Annotated in this window: 20 protein-coding genes; 16 read left to right on the top strand and 4 right to left on the bottom strand. The window is 70.4% G+C overall.

Annotation, left to right across the window (positions count from 1 at the left end; translation table 11 throughout):
* Positions 1-230: 230 nt before the first annotated feature.
* Positions 231-707, bottom strand: coding sequence for a YbaK/EbsC family protein (locus ABT352_RS28540; protein WP_350948030.1), 477 nt, complete (start codon positions 705-707; stop codon positions 231-233).
* Between the two features lie 119 nt (positions 708-826).
* On the opposite strand from ABT352_RS28540, the gene ABT352_RS28545 reads away from it, so the two are divergent.
* The gene (locus ABT352_RS28545; RefSeq protein WP_350948031.1) at positions 827-1636 is read left to right on the top strand and encodes a L,D-transpeptidase family protein; all 810 of its coding nucleotides are present in this window, start codon (positions 827-829) and stop codon (positions 1634-1636) included.
* 377 nt (positions 1637-2013) lie between these two features.
* Positions 2014-2460: an SAV_6107 family HEPN domain-containing protein gene (locus ABT352_RS28550; protein WP_350948032.1), complete on the top strand. Its 447-nt coding sequence runs from the start codon at positions 2014-2016 to the stop codon at positions 2458-2460.
* 269 nt (positions 2461-2729) lie between these two features.
* Here the strand turns inward: ABT352_RS28550 and ABT352_RS28555 are convergent, their stop codons facing one another.
* The 3 genes from ABT352_RS28555 to ABT352_RS28565 form a co-directional block, all read right to left on the bottom strand.
* A complete protein-coding gene (locus tag ABT352_RS28555; protein ID WP_350948033.1) occupies positions 2730-3923 on the bottom strand; it encodes a PP2C family protein-serine/threonine phosphatase in 1194 nt (397 codons plus the stop codon).
* Positions 3924-4073: 150 nt separating this feature from the next.
* Positions 4074-4568, bottom strand: a complete 495-nt coding sequence (gene bldD, locus ABT352_RS28560) for a transcriptional regulator BldD (RefSeq protein WP_350948034.1) — start codon at positions 4566-4568, stop codon at positions 4074-4076.
* Between the two features lie 491 nt (positions 4569-5059).
* Complete coding sequence (locus ABT352_RS28565) at positions 5060-6304, bottom strand: arginine deiminase (RefSeq protein ID WP_350948035.1); 1245 nt, start codon at positions 6302-6304, stop codon at positions 5060-5062.
* Positions 6305-6625: 321 nt separating this feature from the next.
* Here ABT352_RS28565 and pyrR point away from each other — a divergent pair, with 321 nt between their 5' ends.
* From pyrR to metK, 14 genes are all read left to right on the top strand, one after another.
* Positions 6626-7207 (top strand): bifunctional pyr operon transcriptional regulator/uracil phosphoribosyltransferase PyrR, encoded by a 582-nt coding sequence (pyrR, locus tag ABT352_RS28570; protein WP_350948036.1) that lies wholly within the window; start codon positions 6626-6628, stop codon positions 7205-7207.
* Positions 7204-8133, top strand: a complete 930-nt coding sequence (locus ABT352_RS28575; protein ID WP_350948037.1) for an aspartate carbamoyltransferase catalytic subunit — start codon at positions 7204-7206, stop codon at positions 8131-8133. The genes pyrR and ABT352_RS28575 overlap by 4 nt, the downstream gene beginning before the upstream one ends.
* Positions 8133-9452, top strand: coding sequence for a dihydroorotase (locus tag ABT352_RS28580; RefSeq protein WP_350948038.1), 1320 nt, complete (start codon positions 8133-8135; stop codon positions 9450-9452). The genes ABT352_RS28575 and ABT352_RS28580 overlap by 1 nt, the downstream gene beginning before the upstream one ends.
* Positions 9453-9639: 187 nt before the next feature.
* Positions 9640-10896 (top strand): glutamine-hydrolyzing carbamoyl-phosphate synthase small subunit, encoded by a 1257-nt coding sequence (gene carA, locus ABT352_RS28585; protein WP_350948039.1) that lies wholly within the window; start codon positions 9640-9642, stop codon positions 10894-10896.
* Complete coding sequence (gene carB, locus ABT352_RS28590; protein WP_350948040.1) at positions 10889-14185, top strand: carbamoyl-phosphate synthase large subunit; 3297 nt, start codon at positions 10889-10891, stop codon at positions 14183-14185. Before carA ends, carB begins: the two co-directional genes overlap by 8 nt.
* Positions 14186-14210: 25 nt before the next feature.
* A complete protein-coding gene (locus ABT352_RS28595; protein ID WP_389769027.1) occupies positions 14211-15086 on the top strand; it encodes a dihydroorotate dehydrogenase electron transfer subunit in 876 nt (291 codons plus the stop codon).
* Positions 15076-16050 (top strand): dihydroorotate dehydrogenase, encoded by a 975-nt coding sequence (locus tag ABT352_RS28600; RefSeq protein WP_350948042.1) that lies wholly within the window; start codon positions 15076-15078, stop codon positions 16048-16050. The genes ABT352_RS28595 and ABT352_RS28600 overlap by 11 nt, the downstream gene beginning before the upstream one ends.
* Complete coding sequence (gene pyrF, locus ABT352_RS28605; protein ID WP_350948043.1) at positions 16047-16760, top strand: orotidine-5'-phosphate decarboxylase; 714 nt, start codon at positions 16047-16049, stop codon at positions 16758-16760. The genes ABT352_RS28600 and pyrF overlap by 4 nt, the downstream gene beginning before the upstream one ends.
* A gap of 599 nt (positions 16761-17359) precedes the next feature.
* Positions 17360-17683 carry an integration host factor, actinobacterial type gene (gene mihF / locus ABT352_RS28610; RefSeq protein ID WP_350948044.1) on the top strand — a complete coding sequence of 108 codons (324 nt, stop codon included), beginning with the start codon at positions 17360-17362 and terminating at the stop codon, positions 17681-17683.
* A gap of 194 nt (positions 17684-17877) precedes the next feature.
* On the top strand, positions 17878-18450 hold the full coding sequence (gene gmk, locus ABT352_RS28615) for a guanylate kinase (protein ID WP_350948144.1): 573 nt from the start codon (positions 17878-17880) through the stop codon (positions 18448-18450).
* Between the two features lie 12 nt (positions 18451-18462).
* Positions 18463-18726, top strand: a complete 264-nt coding sequence (gene rpoZ, locus ABT352_RS28620) for a DNA-directed RNA polymerase subunit omega (protein WP_030909981.1) — start codon at positions 18463-18465, stop codon at positions 18724-18726.
* 10 nt (positions 18727-18736) lie between these two features.
* The gene (gene coaBC, locus ABT352_RS28625; protein ID WP_350948045.1) at positions 18737-19969 is read left to right on the top strand and encodes a bifunctional phosphopantothenoylcysteine decarboxylase/phosphopantothenate--cysteine ligase CoaBC; all 1233 of its coding nucleotides are present in this window, start codon (positions 18737-18739) and stop codon (positions 19967-19969) included.
* Between the two features lie 113 nt (positions 19970-20082).
* A complete protein-coding gene (locus tag ABT352_RS28630) occupies positions 20083-20478 on the top strand; it encodes a hypothetical protein (RefSeq protein ID WP_350948046.1) in 396 nt (131 codons plus the stop codon).
* A 249-nt stretch (positions 20479-20727) separates the two neighbouring features.
* The gene (metK, locus tag ABT352_RS28635) at positions 20728-21915 is read left to right on the top strand and encodes a methionine adenosyltransferase (protein ID WP_350948047.1); all 1188 of its coding nucleotides are present in this window, start codon (positions 20728-20730) and stop codon (positions 21913-21915) included.
* Positions 21916-21971: the final 56 nt, after the last annotated feature.

Here is a 21971-nt window from a genome sequence, read left to right on the forward strand (position 1 = left end):
ACCCGGTCACGAAGGGCCTGACCGGCTTCTCGCGACCGCGCCCGGGAGCCGTGCGGCTCCCGGGCGCGGTCGCGAGCGTCGTGCGCACGAAGCGCCGGCGTGCTCGCCCGCGGCCCGTTCGGTGTGGGACCGGTCGTGTCGCGCGTACGAGCCCGCCGGGTCGTGGGCGCGCAGGCCCGGCGGTGGGCACGGAGCCCGTGGGCACCGAGTTCGAAAGCCGCGCGAAGCCGTTATTCGACCTCGACGGGCACCCCGCCGGTGATGCGGACGAGCTCGTCGAAGGAGGTCGGGAAGACGGTGTGCGGGTGGCCGGCCGCGGCCCAGACGACCTCGTGCTTGGCCAGCCAGGTGTCGACCAGGGTTCTGACCGGGGCGGGGTGGCCGATCGGGGCGACGCCGCCGATGACCTGGCCGGTGGCCGCCCGCACGAAGGCGGGGGCGGCGCGCTTCACCTTCGCCGCTCCGGCCGTCCTGGCGATCAGGTCGGTGTCGACGCGGTGGGCGCCGCTGGTCAGCACCAGGAGCGGCTCACCGTCGGCGTCGAATATCAGGCTGTTGGCGATGGCGCCGACCTCGCAGCCCAGCTGCGCGGCCGCGGTGGCGGCGGTGGGGGTGGCCTCCGCGAAGATGACGATCTCGCCGGGGACGCCGTGCTCGCGCAGGACGGCGGCGACCTTCTCGATGTTCGGATGCAACTTTTCTGGCACGCGGCCACTCTAAACAGATTGACCGTTGATTGCCGTTTCATGACCGGCCGTCTGCACAGGGAAACCGTGCGCTATGGTCCCTTGACCCGATCCATAGTGATATGAGGAGTTGATCGAAAGTGGGGGTTGGACTGCGGCCGGGAGTGGCCGCGCTGATGACGGCGGGGGCCGTGCTCCTCTCTTCCGTGTCTTTCGTGGGCGTCGCCCTTCCCGCCGGCGCCGCGGCGGCGGGGACGTCGGGTTCCCCGGCCGTCACGGCGGGGGTGACGGGCGTGTCCTCGTTTGTCGCGCCCGGCAAAACGCTCAAACTCGGTGCGAAGGGCGCCGCGGTGAAGGTGCTCCAGACCCGGCTGGCCGAGCTCGGCTACGCCCCGGGCAGGATCGACGGCCGCTACGGCGGGGCGACCCTGACGGCGATCTGGGCCTTCCAGAAGGTGAACGGCATCTCGCCGACCAGTACCGTGGCACGCAGGACCTGGGACGCTCTGGAGGCTCCCCTGGCGCCGAAGGTGCTCGTCCCCAACGGCAAGCCGACCCGGGTGGAGGTCAACCTCGCCAAGCAGGTGATGGTCCTCTACGTGAACGGCACGGTGAAGCTGATCAGCCACACCTCCTCCGGCAGCGGGATCGCCTACTGCGAGACGGCCACCTGGGAGGGCAGGACCCAGCGGTTCTGCGGCGACGCGCGCACGCCGACCGGCGACTACAAGACCACCTGGCGCAGGGACGGCTGGCACAAGTCCTACCTGGGCCAGCTCTACAACCCGATCTTCTTCAACGGGGGCATCGCCTTCCACGGCGCGCTGTCGGTGCCGCTGGCGCCCGCCTCCCACGGTTGTGTACGACTGCCGATGCACGTGGCGGAGGTCCTTCCCGGGCTGCTCGGTACGGGGGTGCCGGTGCACGTCCGAGGCAGGTTCGTCCGGTAGGGGCGAGCCGGCGGAACGCGATCCGCCGGTCGTGCCCGCGCCGGTCGAGAGCAGGGGCCCCGGGAGACGGTGATCTCCCGGGGCCCTTTTCGCGTGCTCCAGGGACCCGAAGATCGAACCTTTGTTCGTCGTTTTACTTGACAGTATTAGTGATCGAATTTATGTTCGATGTGATGACACGGGGCTCGCGGCTCGTGTTCCAAGAGCGGCCGATCGGGTCCATGTCGTCGGCGGAGACGATCGGACCAGGTCAGGGCGGACGGGGAGAGGGGAAGCTCCTCGTCCGGCCGTCCGGCGGATTTGTCGGTGGGGTCTGCGAATGTGATACCACCGGCGAAAACGCCGGAGCCGCTTGCGACCAAGGAGGCTGAAGCGCTATGACCCCTCGGCTCGGCGATTCCGGTGGGCCCCGGCTGTCCCCCACGGTGCGGGCACACCTCTCAGACGCGCGCGACTGCCTCGAAGAGGCCGCCGCCGCCCGGACCTCCGCCGCGCGTTACGTCGCGGCCCACCTCGCCGCGCTCAGGGCGGCAGCCGCCGTCCTGGCGGCCCGTCCCCGTCCGATGCAGGGGCGCAGGCGCAGGCTGCGCAGCGCCTGGGAGCTGCTGCCCGAGGCCGAGCCCCGCCTGGCCGAGTGGGCACCCTACTTCGAGACGAGCGCGGCCAAGCGGGCCGCCGCCGAGGCGGGCCTGACCCGCACGGTGTCCTCGCGAGACGCCGAGGAGCTCATCTCCGAGGCTGAGCGGTTCGTCAGCACCGTGGAGAAGCTGCTCGGTGTCCCGAGCCAGCCCATGCTCCCGGGCCGGATCCCGCTAGCCGGTTAGAGCGGGAGCGGTCCTCCACCCGGGAGCGGCCGCCCGAGCTCATCGGCGGCGTCCCCGTACGTCTCGCCTCCGCCGGTCCCGCCGGCGGGCGCAGGGCGTACGGGGACGTTCTCGTGCCGTCGTCCCCTCGCGCCTCGTTGTTCTCCCAGGCTTTTCTCGCGCCGGTCTTCTCTCACGCCGCCGTGAAGCCGTTGCCGGTGTTCTCTCACGCCGCCGTGAAGCCGGTTTCGCGCCGCCGTTCCCGCTCGGGGCCCTGTCGGCGCTCTTCCTCACGCCGCCGTGGAGTTCTGGCGGGCGGCGCGCTGGCGCAGCAGGAGCATCGCGGCGTCGTCGCTCAGCGGCCTGCCCACGTGGCCGAGCAGGTCGGCGCGCAGGGCGTCCAGCGAGCCCTGGGGATCGTCGCCCTCCAGCAGGTGCGCCCGCTCCAGCAGCGGATAGAACTCGCCCGCGTCGTCGCGTGCCTCGATGACCCCGTCGGTGTAGAAGAGGACCTGGTCGCCGGGCTCGAAGGGGATGTGGTGCGGCCGCGGCTCGACGGCCTTGAGGGCGCTCATGCCCAGCGGGAGCGCCTCGTCCGGGGGGTCGGCGAACCAGACCCCGCCGTCGGCGTCGAGCACCAGGGGCGCCGGGTGGCCGCAGTTGATGACGGTGATGGTGGAATCGCCGCTGATCTCGGCCAGCACGGCGGTCACGAACTGCTCGCCGGACAGCTCGCGGGTCAGGGCGTTCTCCAGGCGGCCCACGACGCCCTGGAGCGTCCTCTCGTCGTGGGCCGCCTCACGGAAGGCCCCGAGCGCGACCGCGGCCGTCTCCACGGCCTCCAGGCCCTTGCCCTGGACGTCTCCCACGATGATCCGCACCCCGTGCGGGGTGGTGACGACCTCGTACAGGTCGCCGCCGATCCTGGCCTCCGCCGTGGCGGAGGTGTACGAGACGGCCACGCCGATGCCGGGTCCCGCGCGGCGGGGCACCGGGCGCAGCAACACCCGCTGGGCGGCCTCGGCCACCGAGCGCACGTCGGCGAGCTGGCGTTCGTGGCGCTGCCGTCCGGCGCTGGCCAGCACACTGGCCACGGTGACGCCGAGGATGGCGATGAGGGTGATGTTGATGCGGGACGAGAGGATGTCGTTGTAGAGGCCGAGCGCGAAGCACAGCGCCAGGGCGACGACGCCGACCACCGTGGTGCGGGTCAGGTCGCAGGCCACGCTGGCGAAGGCCGGGCCGAGGGCGAGCAGCGGCAGGAGGCCGGACGTGGGTCCGGTGCCGAAGTCGATCGCGGCCACCACGGCCATCACGACGAACGGCAGAAGCTTCAGGGTGCTCTGGGTGCGGTTGGTGCCGATCGAGCTCAGCAGCCGCGGGAAGGCACGCCTCCTGGTCGATCGCGGCTGCGCCGGGGCGGTGCGGAGACGGGTCTCGGAGGTCGATCGAGAGTGATCGATCCGATCATCCTCCCTGGCCATGTCCACCACACCTCGCTAAATGCGTGTCTGCCTTTTCCTACCACAATGGCTGTAGCCCGGGGCGGAACTAAGGACAGGTTCTGCTGAGAACGAGGAGCTCTGCGGGGTGGGTACGCCGGTTGCGGCGCACCCACGACCGGTCAGGGGTCGTCAGAAGGCTTCGACGGCTCGGCGGGCCTCCGGGTCCAGGACACCCCAGCCGATGAGCTCCTCGGTGAGCTCACTGGGGGACTTGTCATAGATCACGGCGAGGGAGCGGAGGTCCTCCTGGCGGATGGACAGCACCTTGCCGTTGTAGTCGCCACGCTGGCTCTGGATGGTGGCCGCGTAACGGGCGAGCGCGCCCGCCTTCTCCTTGGGGAGCTGGGCGAGACGCTCAAGGTCGATCACAAGCTTCGGTGTCGGGCCAAGAGGGCTCGGAGCCGAACCCCCCGGCAGCAACTCCGAGACCGGCACCCCGTAGAAATCAGCCAGTTCGGCAAGCTTCTGCACGGTGACGGCACGGTCGCCACGCTCGTAGGAGCCCACGACGACCGCCTTCCAGCGTCCCCGGGACTTCTCTTCGACTCCGTGCAGGGACAGGCCCTGCTGGGTGCGAATGGCACGGAGTCTTGCACCCAGTGACTTGGCGTACTCAGACGGCATGGTGTGGCCCCCCGGCTCTGTTATGTAGTGCTCTCAACTTGATTGTGCTACCTCGCAACTTATGCCCCGTTCACCGGGTTGGTGCCTGAGGCTGGCACCTTCGGTGACCGGTGCGTCAGGGTTCACCCGATAACGCCACGAGGTGTGGTTACGGACAGTGACGGTAAAGCTGTGGGCGCCTAAGGTCAAGCTGATTGGAAAAAAGATGTCGAATCCGATCCGGTGGGGTCCGCGTCAAACGCCGCACTTGTCCTACCCGACATGACGGAAACTCCGATTTTTTCGGTACTTTCGCTTGATTCCCGCATCTTATGGATGGCTTGCGGCAGCGGCGTCGCGGGGGGTGGCGACGGGCGTATGATCTTGAACGACGCTCCCTCCGGGGAATACCCGGTGCGACGGTCCCGTCCGCCGGAGACGGCGGCCCGCGGCGTGCCCGCGTGCCGGTCGCGGGCCCGCGAGCGCCGTCCCCGGCTTCCCGCGCGGGAGGGTCAGATGCCCTCGCGTTCGAGCGGGCAGCTCATGCAGCGCGGGCCGCCCCGGCCCCGGCCGAGCTCGCTGCCCCGGATCGTGATGACCTCGATCCCGTTCTCGCGCAGGTGGTTGTTGGTGGTGGTGTTGCGCTCGTAGGCCACCACCACGCCGGGACGCAGGGCGAGCACGTTGCAGCCGTCGTCCCACTGCTCCCGCTCGGAGGAGTACACGTCCTGCGTCGCGCTGAGGACCTTGATGTCGTCCAGCCCGATCGCCCGGGCGATGGCCCGGTGCATGTCCTCGGGGGGATGGTCGGTGATCTTGAGTTCCTTCTCGTTGTCGCCGGGTTCGACCGTGTAGGAGGGCAGCATGCCCAGTCCCGCGAACTTGGTGAAGACGCCGACGTCCACGTTGGTCATGACCGTGTCCAGGTGCATGAAGGCCCGTGCCTTCGGCATGTCCAGCGCGACGATTCTCGTCGCGGCACCTCGCCTGAACAGGCTTCGCGCGAGCATCTCGACCGCCTGGGGCTGCGTACGCTCGCTGATGCCCACCAGCACCGCGCCCCGGCCGATGACGAGCACGTCGCCGCCCTCGATGGTGGCGGGAGCCGCGGGGGTACCCGGCATCCAGACGTTGTAGCCGCCCTCCTCCGGACGGTCGTAGCCGGACGCGAAGGCCGGGTGGTAGCGGTAGATCGCCTCCATGTTGAGGGTCTCGCGGCGGCGTGCCTTCTTCCTCATCGCGTTGATCGAGACGCCGTCGTAGATCCAGCAGGAGGTGTCGCGGGTGAACAGGTGATTGGGCAGCGGGGGCAGGACGAAGTCGTCCGGCCTGAGCGTGTGGAAGGCGAGGCTCTTGGGGTCGGTGCCCAGCTCCACCAGCTCGCGCTTGGTGATGCCTCCGGTGAGATAGCGCTTGAGCGTGACGGAGTCCATCGAGTCGAGCGCGTTGCGGATGGCGTCGACGGCCATCGGGCCGAAGTAACGCTCGTCGGCGATGCCGTCCAGGATGTGCTTGCGCGCCTCGGGGATCTCGACCGTCTCGTGGAGCAGGTCGGAGAGCATGTGGACGGTGACGCCCTGGTCGACCAGAAGCCTCTGCCACTCCTCGTGCTCCTCCACGGCACGCTGCACCCACAGCACGTCGTCGAAGAGGAAGTCGTCCTTGTTCGACGGCGTGAGCCGTTTCAGGGCGAGTTCCGGCCTGTGCAGCAGGACCTGGTGGAGCCGGCCGACCTCGGAGTCGACGTGAAAGGTCATTTCTCTTCCTTAGCGGCTGGTTGACGGGAGTGGCCGGGGGCGGGCACGCCGGGACGCCGCGTCCGGGAGGTGTCCGGGAGGTGTCCGGGAGGTGGTCGTCATGCTTCGCCTTGGTGCGGATGTAAAGCGCATACCCGGAAGACCAAGGGGAAGTCAGCGAAGATCGTGATATTTATTCACTTTTGAGAAGATTGTCGAGCCGGACCCGCGCTGTTCGCGAAGCGGACCCCTGTTCGGGCGAACCGTCACCGAGCTGGTACCTTGAGGTCGTTGACTTCCTTTAAGACCCGTCCCGTGAGGCGGGAAAGGTGGTGTTCCTCCTTGGCAGAGGCCATTTCGCGTGCGCTGCCGCACGCACAGGGCGGCGCCCGCGCCGTCCTCGAACAGCCCGACATCAACCGGGCCCTCATCCGCATCTCCCACGAGATCCTTGAGCGGACCAAGGGCGGTGAGAACGTCGTCCTGCTGGGCATTCCCACCCGCGGCGTCCACCTGGCCCGCCGGCTGGCCGCCCACATCAAGCAGTTCGAGGGCCGCTCGGTCCCGGTGGGCTCCCTCGACGTCACGATGTACCGCGACGACCTCCGGCTGCGGCCCGCCCGCGCGCTCGGCCGCACCGAGCTGCCCGCCGACGGCATCGACGGCAGGGTGGTCGTCCTCGTCGACGACGTCCTCTACTCGGGCCGCACCGTCCGCGCCGCGCTCGACGCGCTCAACGACCTGGGCCGCCCGCAGGCCGTGCAACTCGCCGCCCTGGTCGACCGGGGTCATCGCGAGCTGCCCATCCGCCCCGACTACGTGGGCAAGAACCTGCCGACGTCGAAGTCCGAGATCGTCAAGGTCTACCTGGAGGAGAACGACGGCAGCGACGCGGTCCTGCTGCTGAAGGGGGACGAGCGATGAAACGCCACCTGATCTCCGCGGCCGACCTGACCCGCGACGACGCCCTGCTCATCCTGGACACCGCCGACGAGCTGGCGAAGATCTCGGAACGTTCCATCAAGAAGCTCCCCACCCTGCGGGGCCGCACGGTGGTGAACCTCTTCTTCGAGGACTCCACCCGGACCAGGATCTCCTTCGAGGCCGCCGCCAAGCGACTGTCGGCCGACGTCATCAACTTCTCCGCCAAGGGCTCCAGCGTCTCCAAGGGCGAGTCGCTCAAGGACACCGCGCTCACCCTGGAGGCGATGGGCGCCGACGCCGTCGTCATCCGCCACGGCGCCTCGGGCGCGCCGCACCGGCTGGCCGGCTGGGTGCGCGGCAGCGTCGTCAACGCCGGAGACGGCACCCACGAGCACCCCACCCAGGCCCTGCTCGACGCCTTCACCATGCGCCGCCGCCTGGGCCCGCTGGACGGCAGGAGGGTCACCATCGTCGGCGACGTTCTGCACAGCAGGGTGGCCCGCTCCAACGTGCTGCTGCTGGCCACGCTCGGCGCCGAGGTGACCCTGGTCGCCCCGCCGACCCTGTTCCCGGTCCAGGTCGGCTCCTGGCCGTGCGAGGTCTCCTACGACCTCGACGCGGTGCTGCCCAAGTCCGACGTGGTGATGATGCTGCGCGTGCAGCGCGAGCGCATGAACGCGGCGTTCTTCCCCACCGAGCGGGAGTACAGCCGCCGTTACGGGCTCGACCGCGACCGCGTCGCCAAGATGCCCGAACACGCCATCGTGATGCACCCCGGCCCGATGAACCGGGGCATGGAGATCGCGGCCGAGGTGGCCGACTCGCCGCGCTCGACGATCGTCGAGCAGGTCGCCAACGGTGTGACCGCACGCATGGCCGTCCTGTACCTGTTGCTTGGCGGCGCCGACCTCCGAGGAGAGATCTGATGAACGACCGCATCGGGGCCACGCGTGACGGCATCGTCATCAGGGGCGCCAGGATCCTCGGCGGTGAGCCGGTCGACATCCTGGTCCGCGACGGCCTGCTGGTGGAGATCGGCCGGGGACTGTCCGGCGGCGAGGTCGTGGAGGCGGAAGGGCTGATCGCCCTGCCCGGCCTGGTCGACCTGCACACCCACCTGCGCGAGCCGGGCCGCGAGGACGCGGAGACCGTCGACACCGGCACCCGCGCCGCCGCCCTCGGCGGCTACACCGCCGTACACGCCATGGCCAACACCGAGCCGGTCGCCGACACGGCCGGCGTCGTCGAGCAGGTCTGGCGCCTGGGGCAGGAGGCGGGCCACTGCGACGTGCACCCCGTCGGCGCCGTCACCGTCGGCCTGGGCGGCGAGCGCCTCGCCGAGCTCGGCGCGATGGCCGACTCCACCGCGCGGGTCAGGGTCTTCTCCGACGACGGCAGGTGCGTCTCCGACGCGGTGCTCATGCGCCGCGCCCTGGAGTACGTCAAGGCGTTCGACGGCGTCGTCGCCCAGCACGCCCAGGAGCCGCGCCTGACCGCGGGCGCGCAGATGAACGAGGGCGCGGTCTCGGGGCGGCTCGGCCTCACCGGGTGGCCCGCGGTCGCCGAGGAGGCGATCATCGCCCGCGACTGCCTGCTCGCCGCCCATGTCGGCTCGCGCCTGCACATCTGCCACGTCTCCACGGCCGGTTCCGTGGAGATCATCCGCTGGGCCAAGTCCAAGGGCTGGGACGTCACCGCCGAGGTGACCCCGCACCACCTGCTGCTCACCGACGACCTCGTCGAGGACTCCCCGGTCGGCTCCTACAACCCGATCTACAAGGTGAACCCGCCGCTGCGCACGCGCGAGGACGTCGAGGCGCTGCGCGAGGCCCTGGCCGACGGCACGATCGACTGCGTGGCCACCGACCACGCCCCGCACCCGGTCGAGGACAAGGAGACCGAGTGGGCCGCCGCGGCGATGGGCATGATCGGCCTGGAGACGGCGCTGGCGGTGGTTCAGGAGGCGATGGTGGACACGGGTCTGCTCGACTGGGCGGGTGTCGCCGAGCGCATGTCCGTCGCCCCCGCCAGGATCGGCAGGCTCCAGGGCCAGGGGCGGCCGATCGAGGTCGGGGCCCCGGCCAACATCACCCTCTACGACCCGTCGGTGCGCGCCGCGGTCGACCCCGGGGGCTACGCTTCAAAAAGCCGTAACACGCCCTACGAGGGCCTCACCCTGCCGGGCCGTGTCGTGGCGACCCTCCTGCGCGGCCGGCCGACCGTCCTGGACGGAAAGCTCACGTGAGGGGCCTCGTCCGCCGAGCCCGGACCGTCGCGGGCGCCGCCCCCGACGGCCTCTCCTCTCCCTCGCCGAGGCGTGGGGGTTCCTCCCGAGGACACGAGGGTGTCCCTTCCGGCGGCGGGGCGGCGACCCAACGTGCCGGATATTTCATACTTCGCGGAGCTGTAACCGAGATGATCGGGGTGTGTGAGTGACCGCAGTGCTAGTCCTGGAAGACGGGCGCGTCTTCCACGGGACCCCCTACGGCGCCGAGGGCGAGACCTTCGGCGAGATGGTCTTCAACACCGGGATGACCGGTTACCAGGAGACGCTGACCGACCCGTCGTACCACCGCCAGATCGTCGCGATGACCGCGCCCCACATCGGGAACACCGGGGTCAACGACGAGGACCCGGAGTCGTCGAGGGTGTGGGTGGCCGGATACGTGGTCCGCGAGCCCGCCCGGGTGGCCTCCAACTGGCGCTCCAACCGTTCCCTGGACGACTACCTCAAGGAGCAGGGCGTCGTCGGCATCGCCATCACCGGCACCCGCGCCCTCACCCGCCACCTGCGGGAGCGGGGGGCGATGCGGGCCGGGGTCTTCTCCGGCAAGGCCCTGGCGCCGGTCGAGGAGCTGCTGGAGCGGGTGCTGGACAGCCCCGCGATGGAGGGCGCCGACCTGGCGGGCGAGGTCTCCACCCCGAAGCCGTACGTCGTGCCCGCGATCGGTCCCAAGCGGTTCACCGTGGCCGCCGTCGACCTCGGCATCAAGGCGATGACGCCGCACCGGATGGCCGAGCGCGGCTGCGAGGTGCACGTGCTGCCCGCCTCCGTCACCGCCGAGGAGATCCTCGCGATCGGTCCCGACGGGGTGTTCTTCTCCAACGGTCCCGGCGACCCCGCCACCGCCGACGGCCAGGTCGAGGCGCTTCGCGGCGTCCTCGACGCGGGCGTGCCGTTCTTCGGCATCTGCTTCGGCAACCAGCTCTTCGGACGGGCGCTCGGGCTGGGCACCTACAAGCTGCGCTACGGCCACCGGGGTGTCAACCAGCCGGTGCAGCACCGGGGCACCGGCAAGGTGGAGATCTCCGCGCACAACCACGGCTTCGCGGTACGCGCACCGCTGGAGGGCGTGTTCGACACGCCGTACGGGCCGGCGGAGGTCAGCCACGTCAACCTCAACGACGACTGCGTCGAGGGGCTGCGGCTGCTCGACCGCCCGGCGTTCAGCGTCCAGTACCACCCCGAGGCGGCGGCGGGCCCGCACGACTCGGCCGGCCTGTTCGACGACTTCTGCGCGTTGATGGCGGGCGGACGGCGAACGGCCGGCGAGGAGCCGAGCGCGACCATGAGTGCGGAGCGGTCGAGGGGACGAGCGGGCGGAGTGGCCGGCGAGGGACGAGGCGTCCGCGGAGCCGGCGAGGAGCCGAGCGCGACCATGAGTACGGAGGGAAGCAAGGGTGCCTAAGCGTACGGACATCCAGTCGATCATGGTGATCGGCTCAGGGCCGATCGTGATCGGCCAGGCCTGCGAGTTCGACTATTCGGGCACCCAGGCCTGCCGAGTGCTGCGCGCCGAGGGCTTCCGCGTGATCCTCGTCAACAGCAACCCGGCGACGATCATGACCGACCCCGAGTTCGCCGACGCCACCTACGTCGAGCCCATCACCCCCGACATCGTCGAGAAGATCATCGCGAAGGAGCGGCCCGACGCGCTGCTGCCCACCCTGGGCGGGCAGACCGCGCTGAACGCCGCGATCTCCCTGTACGAGGCCGGGATCCTGGACCGCTACGACGTCGAGCTGATCGGGGCCGACGTCGACGCCATCCAGGCGGGCGAGAACCGCGAGCTCTTCAAGGGCATCGTGGCCAAGGTCGCCGCCGAGCGCGGCCTCAACGCCGAGTCGGCGCGCTCGTTCGTCTGCCACACCATGAACGAGTGCCTGGCCGCCGCGCACGAGCTGGGCTACCCGCTGGTGGTGCGGCCCTCCTTCACCATGGGCGGGGTGGGTTCCGGCTTCGCCCACGACGAGGAGGAGCTGCGCCGCATCGCCGGGGCGGGCCTCGACGCCTCGCCGACCACCGAGGTGCTCCTTGAGGAGTCCATCCTCGGCTGGAAGGAGTACGAGCTGGAGGTCATGCGCGACCGGGCCGACAACGTGGTGATCGTCTGCTCGATCGAGAACATCGACCCGATGGGCGTGCACACCGGTGACAGCGTCACCGTCGCCCCCGCGCTCACGCTGACCGACCGCGAGTACCAGAACATGCGCGACGTGGCCATCGCGGTCATCCGCGAGGTCGGCGTCGACACCGGCGGCTGCAACATCCAGTTCGCCGTCGACCCGCGCACCGGCCGCATGGTCGTCATCGAGATGAACCCCCGCGTCTCGCGCTCCTCGGCGCTCGCGTCCAAGGCCACCGGCTTCCCGATCGCGAAGATCGCCGCCAAGCTCGCCATCGGCTACACCCTGGACGAGATCCCCAACGACATCACGAAGGAGACCCCCGCGTCGTTCGAGCCCTCGCTCGACTACGTCGTGGTCAAGGTGCCGAGGTTCGCGTTCGAGAAGTTCACCGGCGCAGACCGGACCCTCACCACCCACATGAAGTCGGTGGGCGAGGCGATGGCGATCGGCAGGTCCTTCCCCGAGGCCCTGCAGAAGGCGCTGCGCTCGCTGGAGAAGAAGGGCGCCTCCTTCACCTGGGCGGGGGAGCCCGGCCCCAAGGACGAGCTCCTGGCCGCCTGCCGCGTCCCGCACGACGGGCGCCTGTTCACCATGCAGCAGGCCATCCGCGCCGGGGCCACGATCGAGGAGCTGTCGGAGGCGACCTCCGTCGACCCCTGGTTCCTGGACCAGCTCTTCGCGATCGACGCGATGGCCGCCGAGTTGCGCGAGGCGCCACAGCTCACCGCCGAGGTGCTGACCGGGGCCAAGCGGTACGGGTTCAGCGACGTGCAGATCGCCGAGCTGTGCGACATGACCGAGCCGCGGGTGCGCGACCTGCGCCACGCGCTCGGCGTCCGCCCGGTCTACAACACCGTCGACACCTGCGCCGCCGAGTTCGCCGCCCAGACCCCCTACCTGTACTCCACCTACGACGAGGAGACCGAGGTCCCCTACGGGGAGCGTCCCAAGGTCCTCATCCTCGGCTCGGGACCCAACAGGATCGGCCAGGGCATCGAGTTCGACTACGCGTGCGTGCACGCCTCCTTCGAGCTGTCGTCGGCCGGATACGAGACCGTCATGGTCAACTGCAACCCCGAGACGGTCTCCACCGACTACGACACCTCCGACCGCCTCTACTTCGAGCCGCTCACCCTGGAGGACGTCCTGGAGGTCGTCCACGCCGAGCAGCAGACCGGTCCGGTGGTGGGCGTCATCGTCCAGCTCGGCGGCCAGACCCCGCTCGGCCTGGCCCAGGCGCTCAAGGACGCCGGGGTCCCGATCGTCGGCACCTCGCCCGAGTCGATCCACCTCGCCGAGGAGCGCGGCGCGTTCGGCAGGGTGCTGGCCGAGGCGGGCCTGCCCGCGCCCAAGCACGGCGTCGCGGTGACGGAGGAGGAGGCGCTGGCCATCGCCGCGGAGATCGGCTACCCGGTGCTGGTGCGGCCCTCCTACGTGCTGGGCGGCGCCGGTATGGCCATCGTCTACGACGACGACACCCTGACCTCCTACATGGCCAAGGCCGGCGCGGCGAGCGACCATCCGGTGCTGGTGGACAAGTTCCTCGACGAGGCCGTGGAGATCGACGTCGACGCCCTGTTCGACGGCGAGGAGCTCTACCTCGGCGGCGTGATGGAGCACATCGAGGAGGCGGGCATCCACTCCGGCGACTCGGCGTGCTCGCTGCCGCCGATGACGCTGGGCGGCTACGACATCAAGCGCATCCGCGCCGCCACCGAGGCGATCGCCCGGGGAGTGGGCGTGCGCGGCCTGCTCAACGTGCAGTACGCCATGTCCGCCAACATCCTGTACGTGCTGGAGGCGAACCCCCGCGCGAGCCGCACCGTCCCGTTCGTCTCCAAGGCCACGGCGGTGCCGCTGGCCAAGGCGGCGGCCAGGGTGATGATGGGCGCCACGGTGGCCGAGCTGCGCGCCGAGGGCCTGCTGCCCGCGACCGGCGACGGCGGCACCATGCCGCTGGACGCGCCCATCGCGGTCAAGGAGGCCGTGCTGCCGTTCAACCGCTTCCGCGGCGTGGACATCGTGCTCAGCCCCGAGATGCGCTCCACCGGCGAGGTGATGGGCATCGACGAGTTCTTCGGCACCGCCTACGCCAAGTCGCAGGCCGCCGCGTACGGCTCGCTGCCCACCAAGGGACGGGCGTTCGTCTCGGTGGCCAACCGCGACAAACGCGCCATGATCTTCCCGGTCAAGGCGCTCGCCGACCTCGGGTTCGAGATCCTCGCCACCGAGGGCACCGCCGAAGTGCTGCGCCGCAACGGTGTCCATGCCAAGATCGTGCGCAAGCACAGCGAGGGGACGGGCCCCGAAGGCGAGCAGACGATCGTCCGGCGCATCCTGGACGGGGAGGTGGACCTCATCGTCAACACCCCCTTCGGCAGTCCAGGCCAGGCGGGGCCGCGCCTGGACGGCTACGAGATCCGCACCGCCGCGGTGCTGCGCGCCATCCCCTGCATCACCACCGTCCAGGGGCTCGCCGCGGCCGTACAGGGCATCCAGGCGATCGTCCGTGGCGACATCGGCGTACGGTCACTCCAGGAGCACGCGAAGCGTTTGCGGAGCGGCTGAGGAGCGGGCCGGTGCCTTAGCGGAGGTGAGGGAGACGCCTGTTACCCCGGTACAGGTGACCGGCACGGTGCTGACGACGCGCCGCGTCGACGCCTACCATGCGCTGACCGTGGTGGCGCCCGGCATCGCCGAGCGCTTCCGGCCCGGCCACTTCGTCGGGGTGGCCGTCGGCGGTGCCCGGACGTCGATGCTGACGCGCCGCGCCTTCTTCGTCCACGACGTCAAGCCCGACTACGGGGGTACGGTCGAGTTCGTCTTCTCCGTGCGCGGCCCCGGCACGGCCTGGCTCGCCGAGCGCCGCGCCCGCGACACCCTCGACCTGGTGGGCCCGCTCGGCCGCCCGTTCCCGCTGCCGAGGGACCCGGTGACCTGCGTCCTGGTCGGTGCCGAGCACGGTGCGGCGACGCTGTTCACCGTGGCCGACGCCCTGCAGGGGCGCGGCTGCCGCGTCGACTTCGTCCTCGGCGCGGTCTCCGCCGACCGGGTCTTCGGCGCCCTGCGCGCCAGGAGGATGGGGGAGACCACCACGCTCACCACCGAGGACGGCTCCCTGGGCATGCGCGGCCGGGTGACCGACGTGCTGCCGGGGGTGATCGCCGACGTGCGGGCCGACGCCGTCTACGCCTGCGGCCCGATGCCGGTGCTGCGCGGCGTCACCGCGGTGGCGGTCGAGTTCGACATCCCCGTCCAGGTGGCCGTCGAGGAGGGCATGGCGTGCGGGATCGGCGTGTGCATGACGTGCGTGCTGCCGGTGATCGGGGACGACGGGGTAACCCGGATGGTGCGCTCGTGCGTCGAAGGACCGGTCTTCAGGGGCGAGCGCGTCCGCTTCGACGACGTCGGCACGATCCCGTTCGACGCGCTGGGAGCACCCGGTGGGGGAACGCGGCATGCCGGTTGACATGCGGACGTACCTGGGGCACGTGGAGCTGGTCAACCCCGTCACCACGGCCGCCGGGTGCGCGGCGTCCGGCTCCGAGCTCGCCCAGTTCTTCGACCTGGCCAGGATCGGCGCGCTGACCACCCGGTCGATCACGATGGCCCCCAGGGCGGGCCGCCCGACCCCGAGGATGGCCGAGACGCCCTCGGGCATGCTCAACGCCGTCGGGCTCCAGGGACCGGGCGTGGACGCCTTCCTGGAGCGTGAGCTGCCCTGGCTGTCGCAGCGGGGCGTACGGACCGTGGTGTCCATCGGCGGCGGCACCGTGGCCGAGTACACCGCGCTGGCCCGCAGGCTCACCGACGCGCCCGGCGTCACCGCCGTGGAGGTCAACCTGTCGTGCCCCAACATCGAGGACCGCGGCCGGGTCTTCGCCCGCGACGGCGCCGCCTCCGCGGAGGTGATCGCCTCGGTGCGCTCGGTGATGCGGTACGACGTGCCCGTGGTGGCCAAGCTCTCCCCGGACGTCATGGACATCGTGAGCGTCGCGCGCGCGTGCGTGGACGGCGGCGCCGACGCGCTCTCGATGATCAACAACCCGCTCGGCATGAGCATCGACACCGAGGCGATGCGCCCCACGCTCGCGGCGGTCACCGGCGGTCTGTCGGGACCGGCCATCCGTCCGCTGGCCGTACGCTGCGTGTGGCAGGTCCACGCGGCCCTGCCCAGCGTGCCCATCATCGGCATGGGCGGCGTGCTCACCGGCAGGGACGCCTTCGAGCTCATCCTCGCCGGCGCCTGTGTCGTCGCCGTGGGGACGGCGCTGTTCCACGACCCCTACGCCTGCCTGCGCATCCTCCGCGAGCTGGAGGAGCTTCTGGCGGCCCGGGGGTTCCACCGGCTGGCCGACGCGGTCGGGCTGGCCCACCGCCCGCCGGGGGCGTCCACCCGGCATCGGATTGATCTTGAGGAGAGTTCCCTGTGACGCCCGCACCCATCGCCGTCGCCCTGGACGCGCCAGACCTCGAGACCGCGGCCCACTGGGCGAGCATGGTCACCCCGCACGTCACCACCGTCAAGGTCGGTCTGGAGCTCTATCTCCGCTACGGCCCCGACGTGATCGCCTCCGTCCGTGGGGCGAGCGGAGTGCGGGTCTTCCTCGACCTGAAGCTCCACGACATCCCCAACACCGTCGCGGGCGCCGCGAGGGCCGTCGCCAGGCTCAAGCCCGCCATCCTGACCGTCCACGCCGCCGGCGGCCCCGCGATGATCCGGGCGGCCGTGGAGGCGATGCCCCACACCCAGATCGCGGCGGTGACGCTGCTCACCTCGCTCTCGGAGGCCGACCTGGACCTGATGGGTGTCAGGGGCCCCTCAGAGGACGCGGTGCGCCGTCTGTCGGCGCTGGCCGTCGCCGCGGGCGCCCAGGCCCTCGTCTGCTCGCCGCGCGAGGTCGCCGCGGTGCGCGCCGAGGTCGGACCCGACATCACCCTCATCACCCCCGGCGTCCGCCCCGCGGGCGCCGCGAGCCAGGACCAGGCGAGAGTGGCCACTCCCGAGCAGGCTCTGGCAGACGGGGCCGACCTCCTCGTGATCGGCCGCCCGATCACCGGCTCCGCCGACCCGGGCGCGACGGCCGCGGGCATCGCCGCCGCCCTGCGGCGGGTTTCGGCCGCCACGGGGCAGCGCGCCTGAGGACGGCCGGGATACGGCCGGGATTCCGTCGGGCGCTCGTGGGTCTCGTGGGTGAGGACGGCCCGGGATCCGTCGGGCGTTCGCGGGTGAGGTGGCCCGGATTCCGTCGGGCGTTCGCGGGTGGGGACGGTCCGGGATCCGTCCGGCGTTCAGGGGTGAGGTGGTTCGGAAGGCCGGCCGGGGTCGCGGTCGGGTTCGAAGAGCGCCGGGCGTCGCGGATGAAGATTTGGAAGCCGTCGGGTGTCGCGGGTGGGTTTTGAGACCGCCGGGCGTCGCGGACGGGGGTCCGCGGACCCCGGGCGTCGCGGGTGGGGTAACGCCGGAAACCACCCGGCTCCGCGCGCGAGGCGATGCGGGAAACCAGCCGGTTTCGCGTGTCGGGAGGCGTGGGAGACCGTCGGGCGTCGCGGGTGAGACAACCCCTGAAAACTCGGCGATGAGAGCAGTTTTGTCGACGGAAAGCGACATGGCGCGCACACAAAGTCACGAAGTAGATTTTCTAGGGGGATAAAGTGGCCTTGACGTTGCTTGAAGCGCCATGACCAGCTAGTTTCCCATCCCGTCCGAGTACATCGACAGGAAATTCGAGGTGACCCGGCGTGGCTCTTCCTCCCCTTACCCCTGAGCAGCGCGCCGCAGCCCTAGAGAAGGCTGCCAAGGCCCGCCGAGAGCGTGCCGAGGTGAAGAACCGCCTGAAGCACGGTGCGGTCTCTCTGGCTGAGGTGCTCAAAGACGGGCAGGCCGACGACGTCATCGGCAAGATGAAGGTTTCGGCTCTTCTGGAGTCGCTTCCCGGCGTGGGCAAGGTCCGCGCCAAGCAGCTCATGGAAAAGCTCGGCATCGCAGAGTCCCGCCGTGTGCGGGGTCTGGGTACGAACCAGCGAGCTTCGCTCGAGCGTGAGTTCGGCGGGGCCGAGAGCTAATCTCGGTTCATACGACCACGCTCGCCCCGCATGGGGGACGGCATCACGGGGGGTTTGGAGTGACCGCAACGTCGTGGTCCGACGAGAGTCGGACTCCGGAGGCAACCGCCGAGGGCGGGGCCGGTCGCTCCACATCCCCGGCCGTAGGTCCGGAGAGGGCGCGAGCCTTCCCCGGGCTCCCGGCAGGTAAGCGCCTGACGGTCCTGTCCGGGCCGTCGGGCGTCGGCAAGTCCACGGTCGTCGCCGAGCTTCGGCGGGCACACCCACAGGTGTGGCTGTCGGTCTCGGTGACCACCAGGAAGCCCCGTCCGGGGGAGACCCACGGCGTCGAATACTTCTTCGCCGACGACGAGGAGTTCGACCGCCTCGCCGCCTCGGGCGAGCTGCTGGAATGGGCCGAGTTCGCCGGTAACCGGTACGGAACCCCGCGCGGCCCCGTGATCGAGAAGCTTGAGGCCGGGGTGCCCACGCTGCTGGAGATCGACCTCCAGGGCGCCAGGCAGGTCCGCGCGACCATGCCCGAGGCCCTGCTCGTCTTCCTGGCCCCCCCGACGTGGGGCGAGCTGGAGAAGCGCCTGCGTGGCAGGGGCACCGAGCCCGAGGACGTCATCGCCCGCCGCCTGGCGGCCGGCCGGATCGAGATGGCGGCGGAGCAGGAATTCGACCTGACACTCGTCAACACGTCCGTCCAGGACGTATGCCATCGGCTGATAGCCTTGTTGGCTGATGCTCCCGAGGATTCGCACCTCGGACGTTCACCTAGCTAGGGGAAATCACACGTGGCAACCAGCGCCGCCTACTCCGAAGGCATCACCAACCCGTCGATCGACGCCCTGCTCGACATCGTCGACAGCAAGTACAGTCTCGTGATCTTCGGCTCCAAGCGGGCGCGTCAGATCAACGCCTACTACTCCCAGCTCGGCGAGGGCCTGCTCGAGTACGTCGGCCCGCTCGTCGAGACCCACGCGCAGGAGAAGCCGCTGTCCATCGCGCTGCGCGAGGTCAGCGAGGGCCTGCTCACCTCCGAGCCGATCGAGGGCTGAAGCCACCTCGATGCGGACCCCCGAAGAAGCCGGGTCTCCTGACAGGCCCAGGGTCGTCCTCGGCGTGAGCGCGGGCATCGCCGCCTACAAGGCGTGTGAGCTGCTGCGCCTGTTCACCGAGTCGGGCCACGACGTGCGCGTCGTCCCGACCAGGGAGGCTCTCCGCTTCGTCGGCGAGCCGACCTGGGCCGCGCTGTCCGGCAACCCGGTCACGACCGATGTCTGGGAGTCCGTGCACGAGGTTCCGCACGTCCGCATCGGGCAGGGCGCCGACCTGGTGGTCGTCGCGCCGGCCACCGCCGACGTGCTCGCCAAGGCCGCCCACGGGCTGGCCGGCGACCTGCTGACCAACACCCTGCTCACCGCGCGCTGCCCGGTGGTGTTCGCCCCCGCGATGCACACCGAGATGTGGGAGCACCCCGCGACCCGCGCCAACGTGACCACGCTTCGCGAGCGCGGCTCGATCGTCGTCGATCCCGCCGTGGGCCGCCTGACCGGCGCCGACACCGGCCCCGGCCGGCTGCCGGACCCGAAGGAGATCTTCGAGGTCTGCCGCCGCGTCATCGCCGGGCGTCCGGCCGACCTCGCCGGTCGCCGTCTGGTGATCTCCGCCGGGGGCACCCGCGAGGCGATCGACCCGGTCCGTTTCATCGGCAACCGCTCCTCGGGCCTGCAGGGTTACGCGCTGGCCCGCACGGCCGTCGCCCGGGGGGCCGAGGTCACCCTGGTGGCCGCCAACGTCGCCCTGCCCGATCCGGCGGGAGCCAGGGTCGTCCGGGTCGAGTCGGCCCTGGAGTTGCGTGACGCCGTGCTGGAGGCGGTGGAGGGAGCCGACGCCGTGGTGATGGCCGCCGCCGTCGCCGACTTCCGGCCCTCGGCGCGGAGCGGATCGAAGATCAAGAAGACCGCCGACGAGCCTGATGCCATCCATCTCGTGAAAAATCCCGACATCCTGGCGGAGCTGGGGGAGCGGCGCCGCGAGGGTCTCAAGCCGTACCCGCAGGTGATCGTGGGATTCGCGGCCGAGACCGACGACGTCCTCGCCAACGGGCGGGCCAAGCTCGCCCGTAAGGGCTGCGATCTTCTCGTCGTCAACCAGGTCGGTGACGGCCTCGCCTTCGGCACGCCCGACAACGCGGCCGTGGTCCTGGCCGCGGACGGGGGGCGGGTCGACATCCCGCGCGGGCCCAAGGAGTCCCTCGCCGACACGGTCTGGGATCTCGTCGCCGCACGCCTGGCCTGATCCGCGCCTCGGACGCCGACCGAGGCCGAGCGGCCGTCTTGTCGCCGCGCGCCTGGCCTGCCCCCTTGCCGTAGGCCATCTCCCGGCGGATACTTCGTCCGAGATGACCTGCGATGTCGCGCCTGGGAGGGGTTTCGATCATGCCGGTCGCCGCCGCCGTGAGGGCTCGATGCCGGGCGTTGCTTCCCCCGGGTGAGGAGATCCACTACGTCCTGCCGGCGCTGTCGGTGGGAAATCCGTGCATGGCGACCTTCCTCATCGTGGTCACCGATCGCACCATCTGCGTGATCTCCACCAAGTTCTTCGATCGTGACGAGCCGACCTCGGTGTACGCCACTCACTCCCGTCGCACCCGGCTCGGCCCGCTGGAGCTCTCCATGGGCGCGGCGATCGAACTCGGCGGGATGGTGTTCGAGATCGACGAGGAGTACGCCGCGGTGATCGCCGCCGCCGACGCCGAGGTCTTCGCCCCGGAGACGCTGCCTCCCGACCCGTTGCCTGATTTATGAGTAAAAACGGGCTTTGATGTACTTCGCCGTTATGTTGCGGTCGAGCGCACCTCGTACGGTGGCCGAGGCCCTCTCAAGCCCGAGGGCAGGGCTCTTTCCCGTATGCGCGCCGAGACTTTAAGGTGACACGATCTGAGACGATTTCGCGGCTCCACATCGGGTGGGGCTAGAATTCGCCGGAGCGCTACTGGTGTCCGCCGACGCCAGAGCCCCCAGACGCCAGCAGCCGCTGCATGAGGAGCCACTGACTTGTCCCGTCGCCTTTTCACCTCCGAGTCGGTCACAGAAGGCCACCCGGACAAGATCGCCGACCAGATCAGTGACGCGATTCTCGACGCCATGCTCAAGGGTGACCCCAAGAGCCGTGTCGCGGTCGAGACGCTGATCACCACCGGTCAGGTCCACGTCGCCGGAGAGGTGACGACGGAGACCTACGTCGACATCCCCGGCCTCATCCGGGAGAAGATCCTCGAGATCGGTTACGACGCCTCGCACAAGGGCTTCGACGGCGCCTCCTGCGGCGTGTCGGTGTCCATCGGCGCGCAGTCGCCCGACATCGCGCAGGGCGTCGACGACGCCTACGAGAACCGTGAGGGCGAGGCCGGCGACGACCTCGACCGCCAGGGTGCCGGTGACCAGGGGCTCATGTTCGGCTACGCCTGCCGCGAGACCCCCGAGCTGATGCCGCTGCCGATCCTGCTGGCGCACCGTCTCGCCGAGCGTCTGTCGCAGGTCCGTAAGGACGGCACGGTGCCCTACCTGCGCCCCGACGGCAAGACCCAGGTCACCGTCGAGTACGAGGGCGACACGCCCGTCCGGCTCGACACCGTGGTGGTCTCCACCCAGCACGCGGCCGAGATCGACCTCAAGGAGATGCTCGCTCCCGACATCAAGGAGCACGTGGTCGACCCGGTCCTCGCCGGTCTGGAGATCGCCACCGAGGGTTACCGCCTCCTGGTCAACCCGACCGGCCGCTTCGAGATCGGCGGCCCCATGGGCGACGCCGGCCTGACCGGCCGCAAGATCATCGTTGACACCTACGGCGGCATGTCCCGCCACGGTGGCGGCGCCTTCTCCGGCAAGGACCCGTCCAAGGTCGACCGCTCGGCCGCCTACGCCATGCGCTGGGTCGCGAAGAACATCGTGGCCGCCGGTCTCGCCGACCGCGCCGAGGTGCAGGTCGCCTACGCCATCGGCAAGGCACACCCGGTCGGCGTGTTCATCGAGACCTTCGGCACCGAGAAGACCGACGTCGAGAAGATCCAGCAGGCCGTGCTCGAGGTCTTCGACCTGCGTCCGGCCGCGATCATCCGCGACCTCGACCTGCTCCGCCCGATCTATTCGGGCACCTCCGCGTACGGTCACTTCGGCCGCGAGGGCTTCTCCTGGGAGTCCACCGACCGCGCCGACGCCCTGCGCTCCGCCGCCGGTCTCTGACCCGCACGTTCCAAGACGGCCCCCGCGAACTCCTTCGCGGGGGCCGTTCGTGTTCC

Source organism: Streptosporangium sp. NPDC000563 (assembly GCF_040299985.1).
In the GTDB taxonomy this organism is placed as follows: Bacteria; Actinomycetota; Actinomycetes; order Streptosporangiales; family Streptosporangiaceae; genus Streptosporangium.

Coding starts and splice junctions, on each gene's coding strand:
- ABT352_RS28630 (WP_350948046.1), top strand. CDS start 20,083: ATGTCGCGCCTGGGAGGGGTTTCGATCATGCCGGTCGCCGCCGCCGTG.
- ABT352_RS28580 (WP_350948038.1), top strand. CDS start 8,133: ATGAACGACCGCATCGGGGCCACGCGTGACGGCATCGTCATCAGGGGC.
- coaBC (WP_350948045.1), top strand. CDS start 18,737: ATGCGGACCCCCGAAGAAGCCGGGTCTCCTGACAGGCCCAGGGTCGTC.
- ABT352_RS28575 (WP_350948037.1), top strand. CDS start 7,204: ATGAAACGCCACCTGATCTCCGCGGCCGACCTGACCCGCGACGACGCC.
- ABT352_RS28550 (WP_350948032.1), top strand. CDS start 2,014: ATGACCCCTCGGCTCGGCGATTCCGGTGGGCCCCGGCTGTCCCCCACG.
- ABT352_RS28600 (WP_350948042.1), top strand. CDS start 15,076: ATGCCGGTTGACATGCGGACGTACCTGGGGCACGTGGAGCTGGTCAAC.
- ABT352_RS28555 (WP_350948033.1), bottom strand. CDS start 3,923: ATGGCCAGGGAGGATGATCGGATCGATCACTCTCGATCGACCTCCGAG.
- bldD (WP_350948034.1), bottom strand. CDS start 4,568: ATGCCGTCTGAGTACGCCAAGTCACTGGGTGCAAGACTCCGTGCCATT.
- ABT352_RS28565 (WP_350948035.1), bottom strand. CDS start 6,304: ATGACCTTTCACGTCGACTCCGAGGTCGGCCGGCTCCACCAGGTCCTG.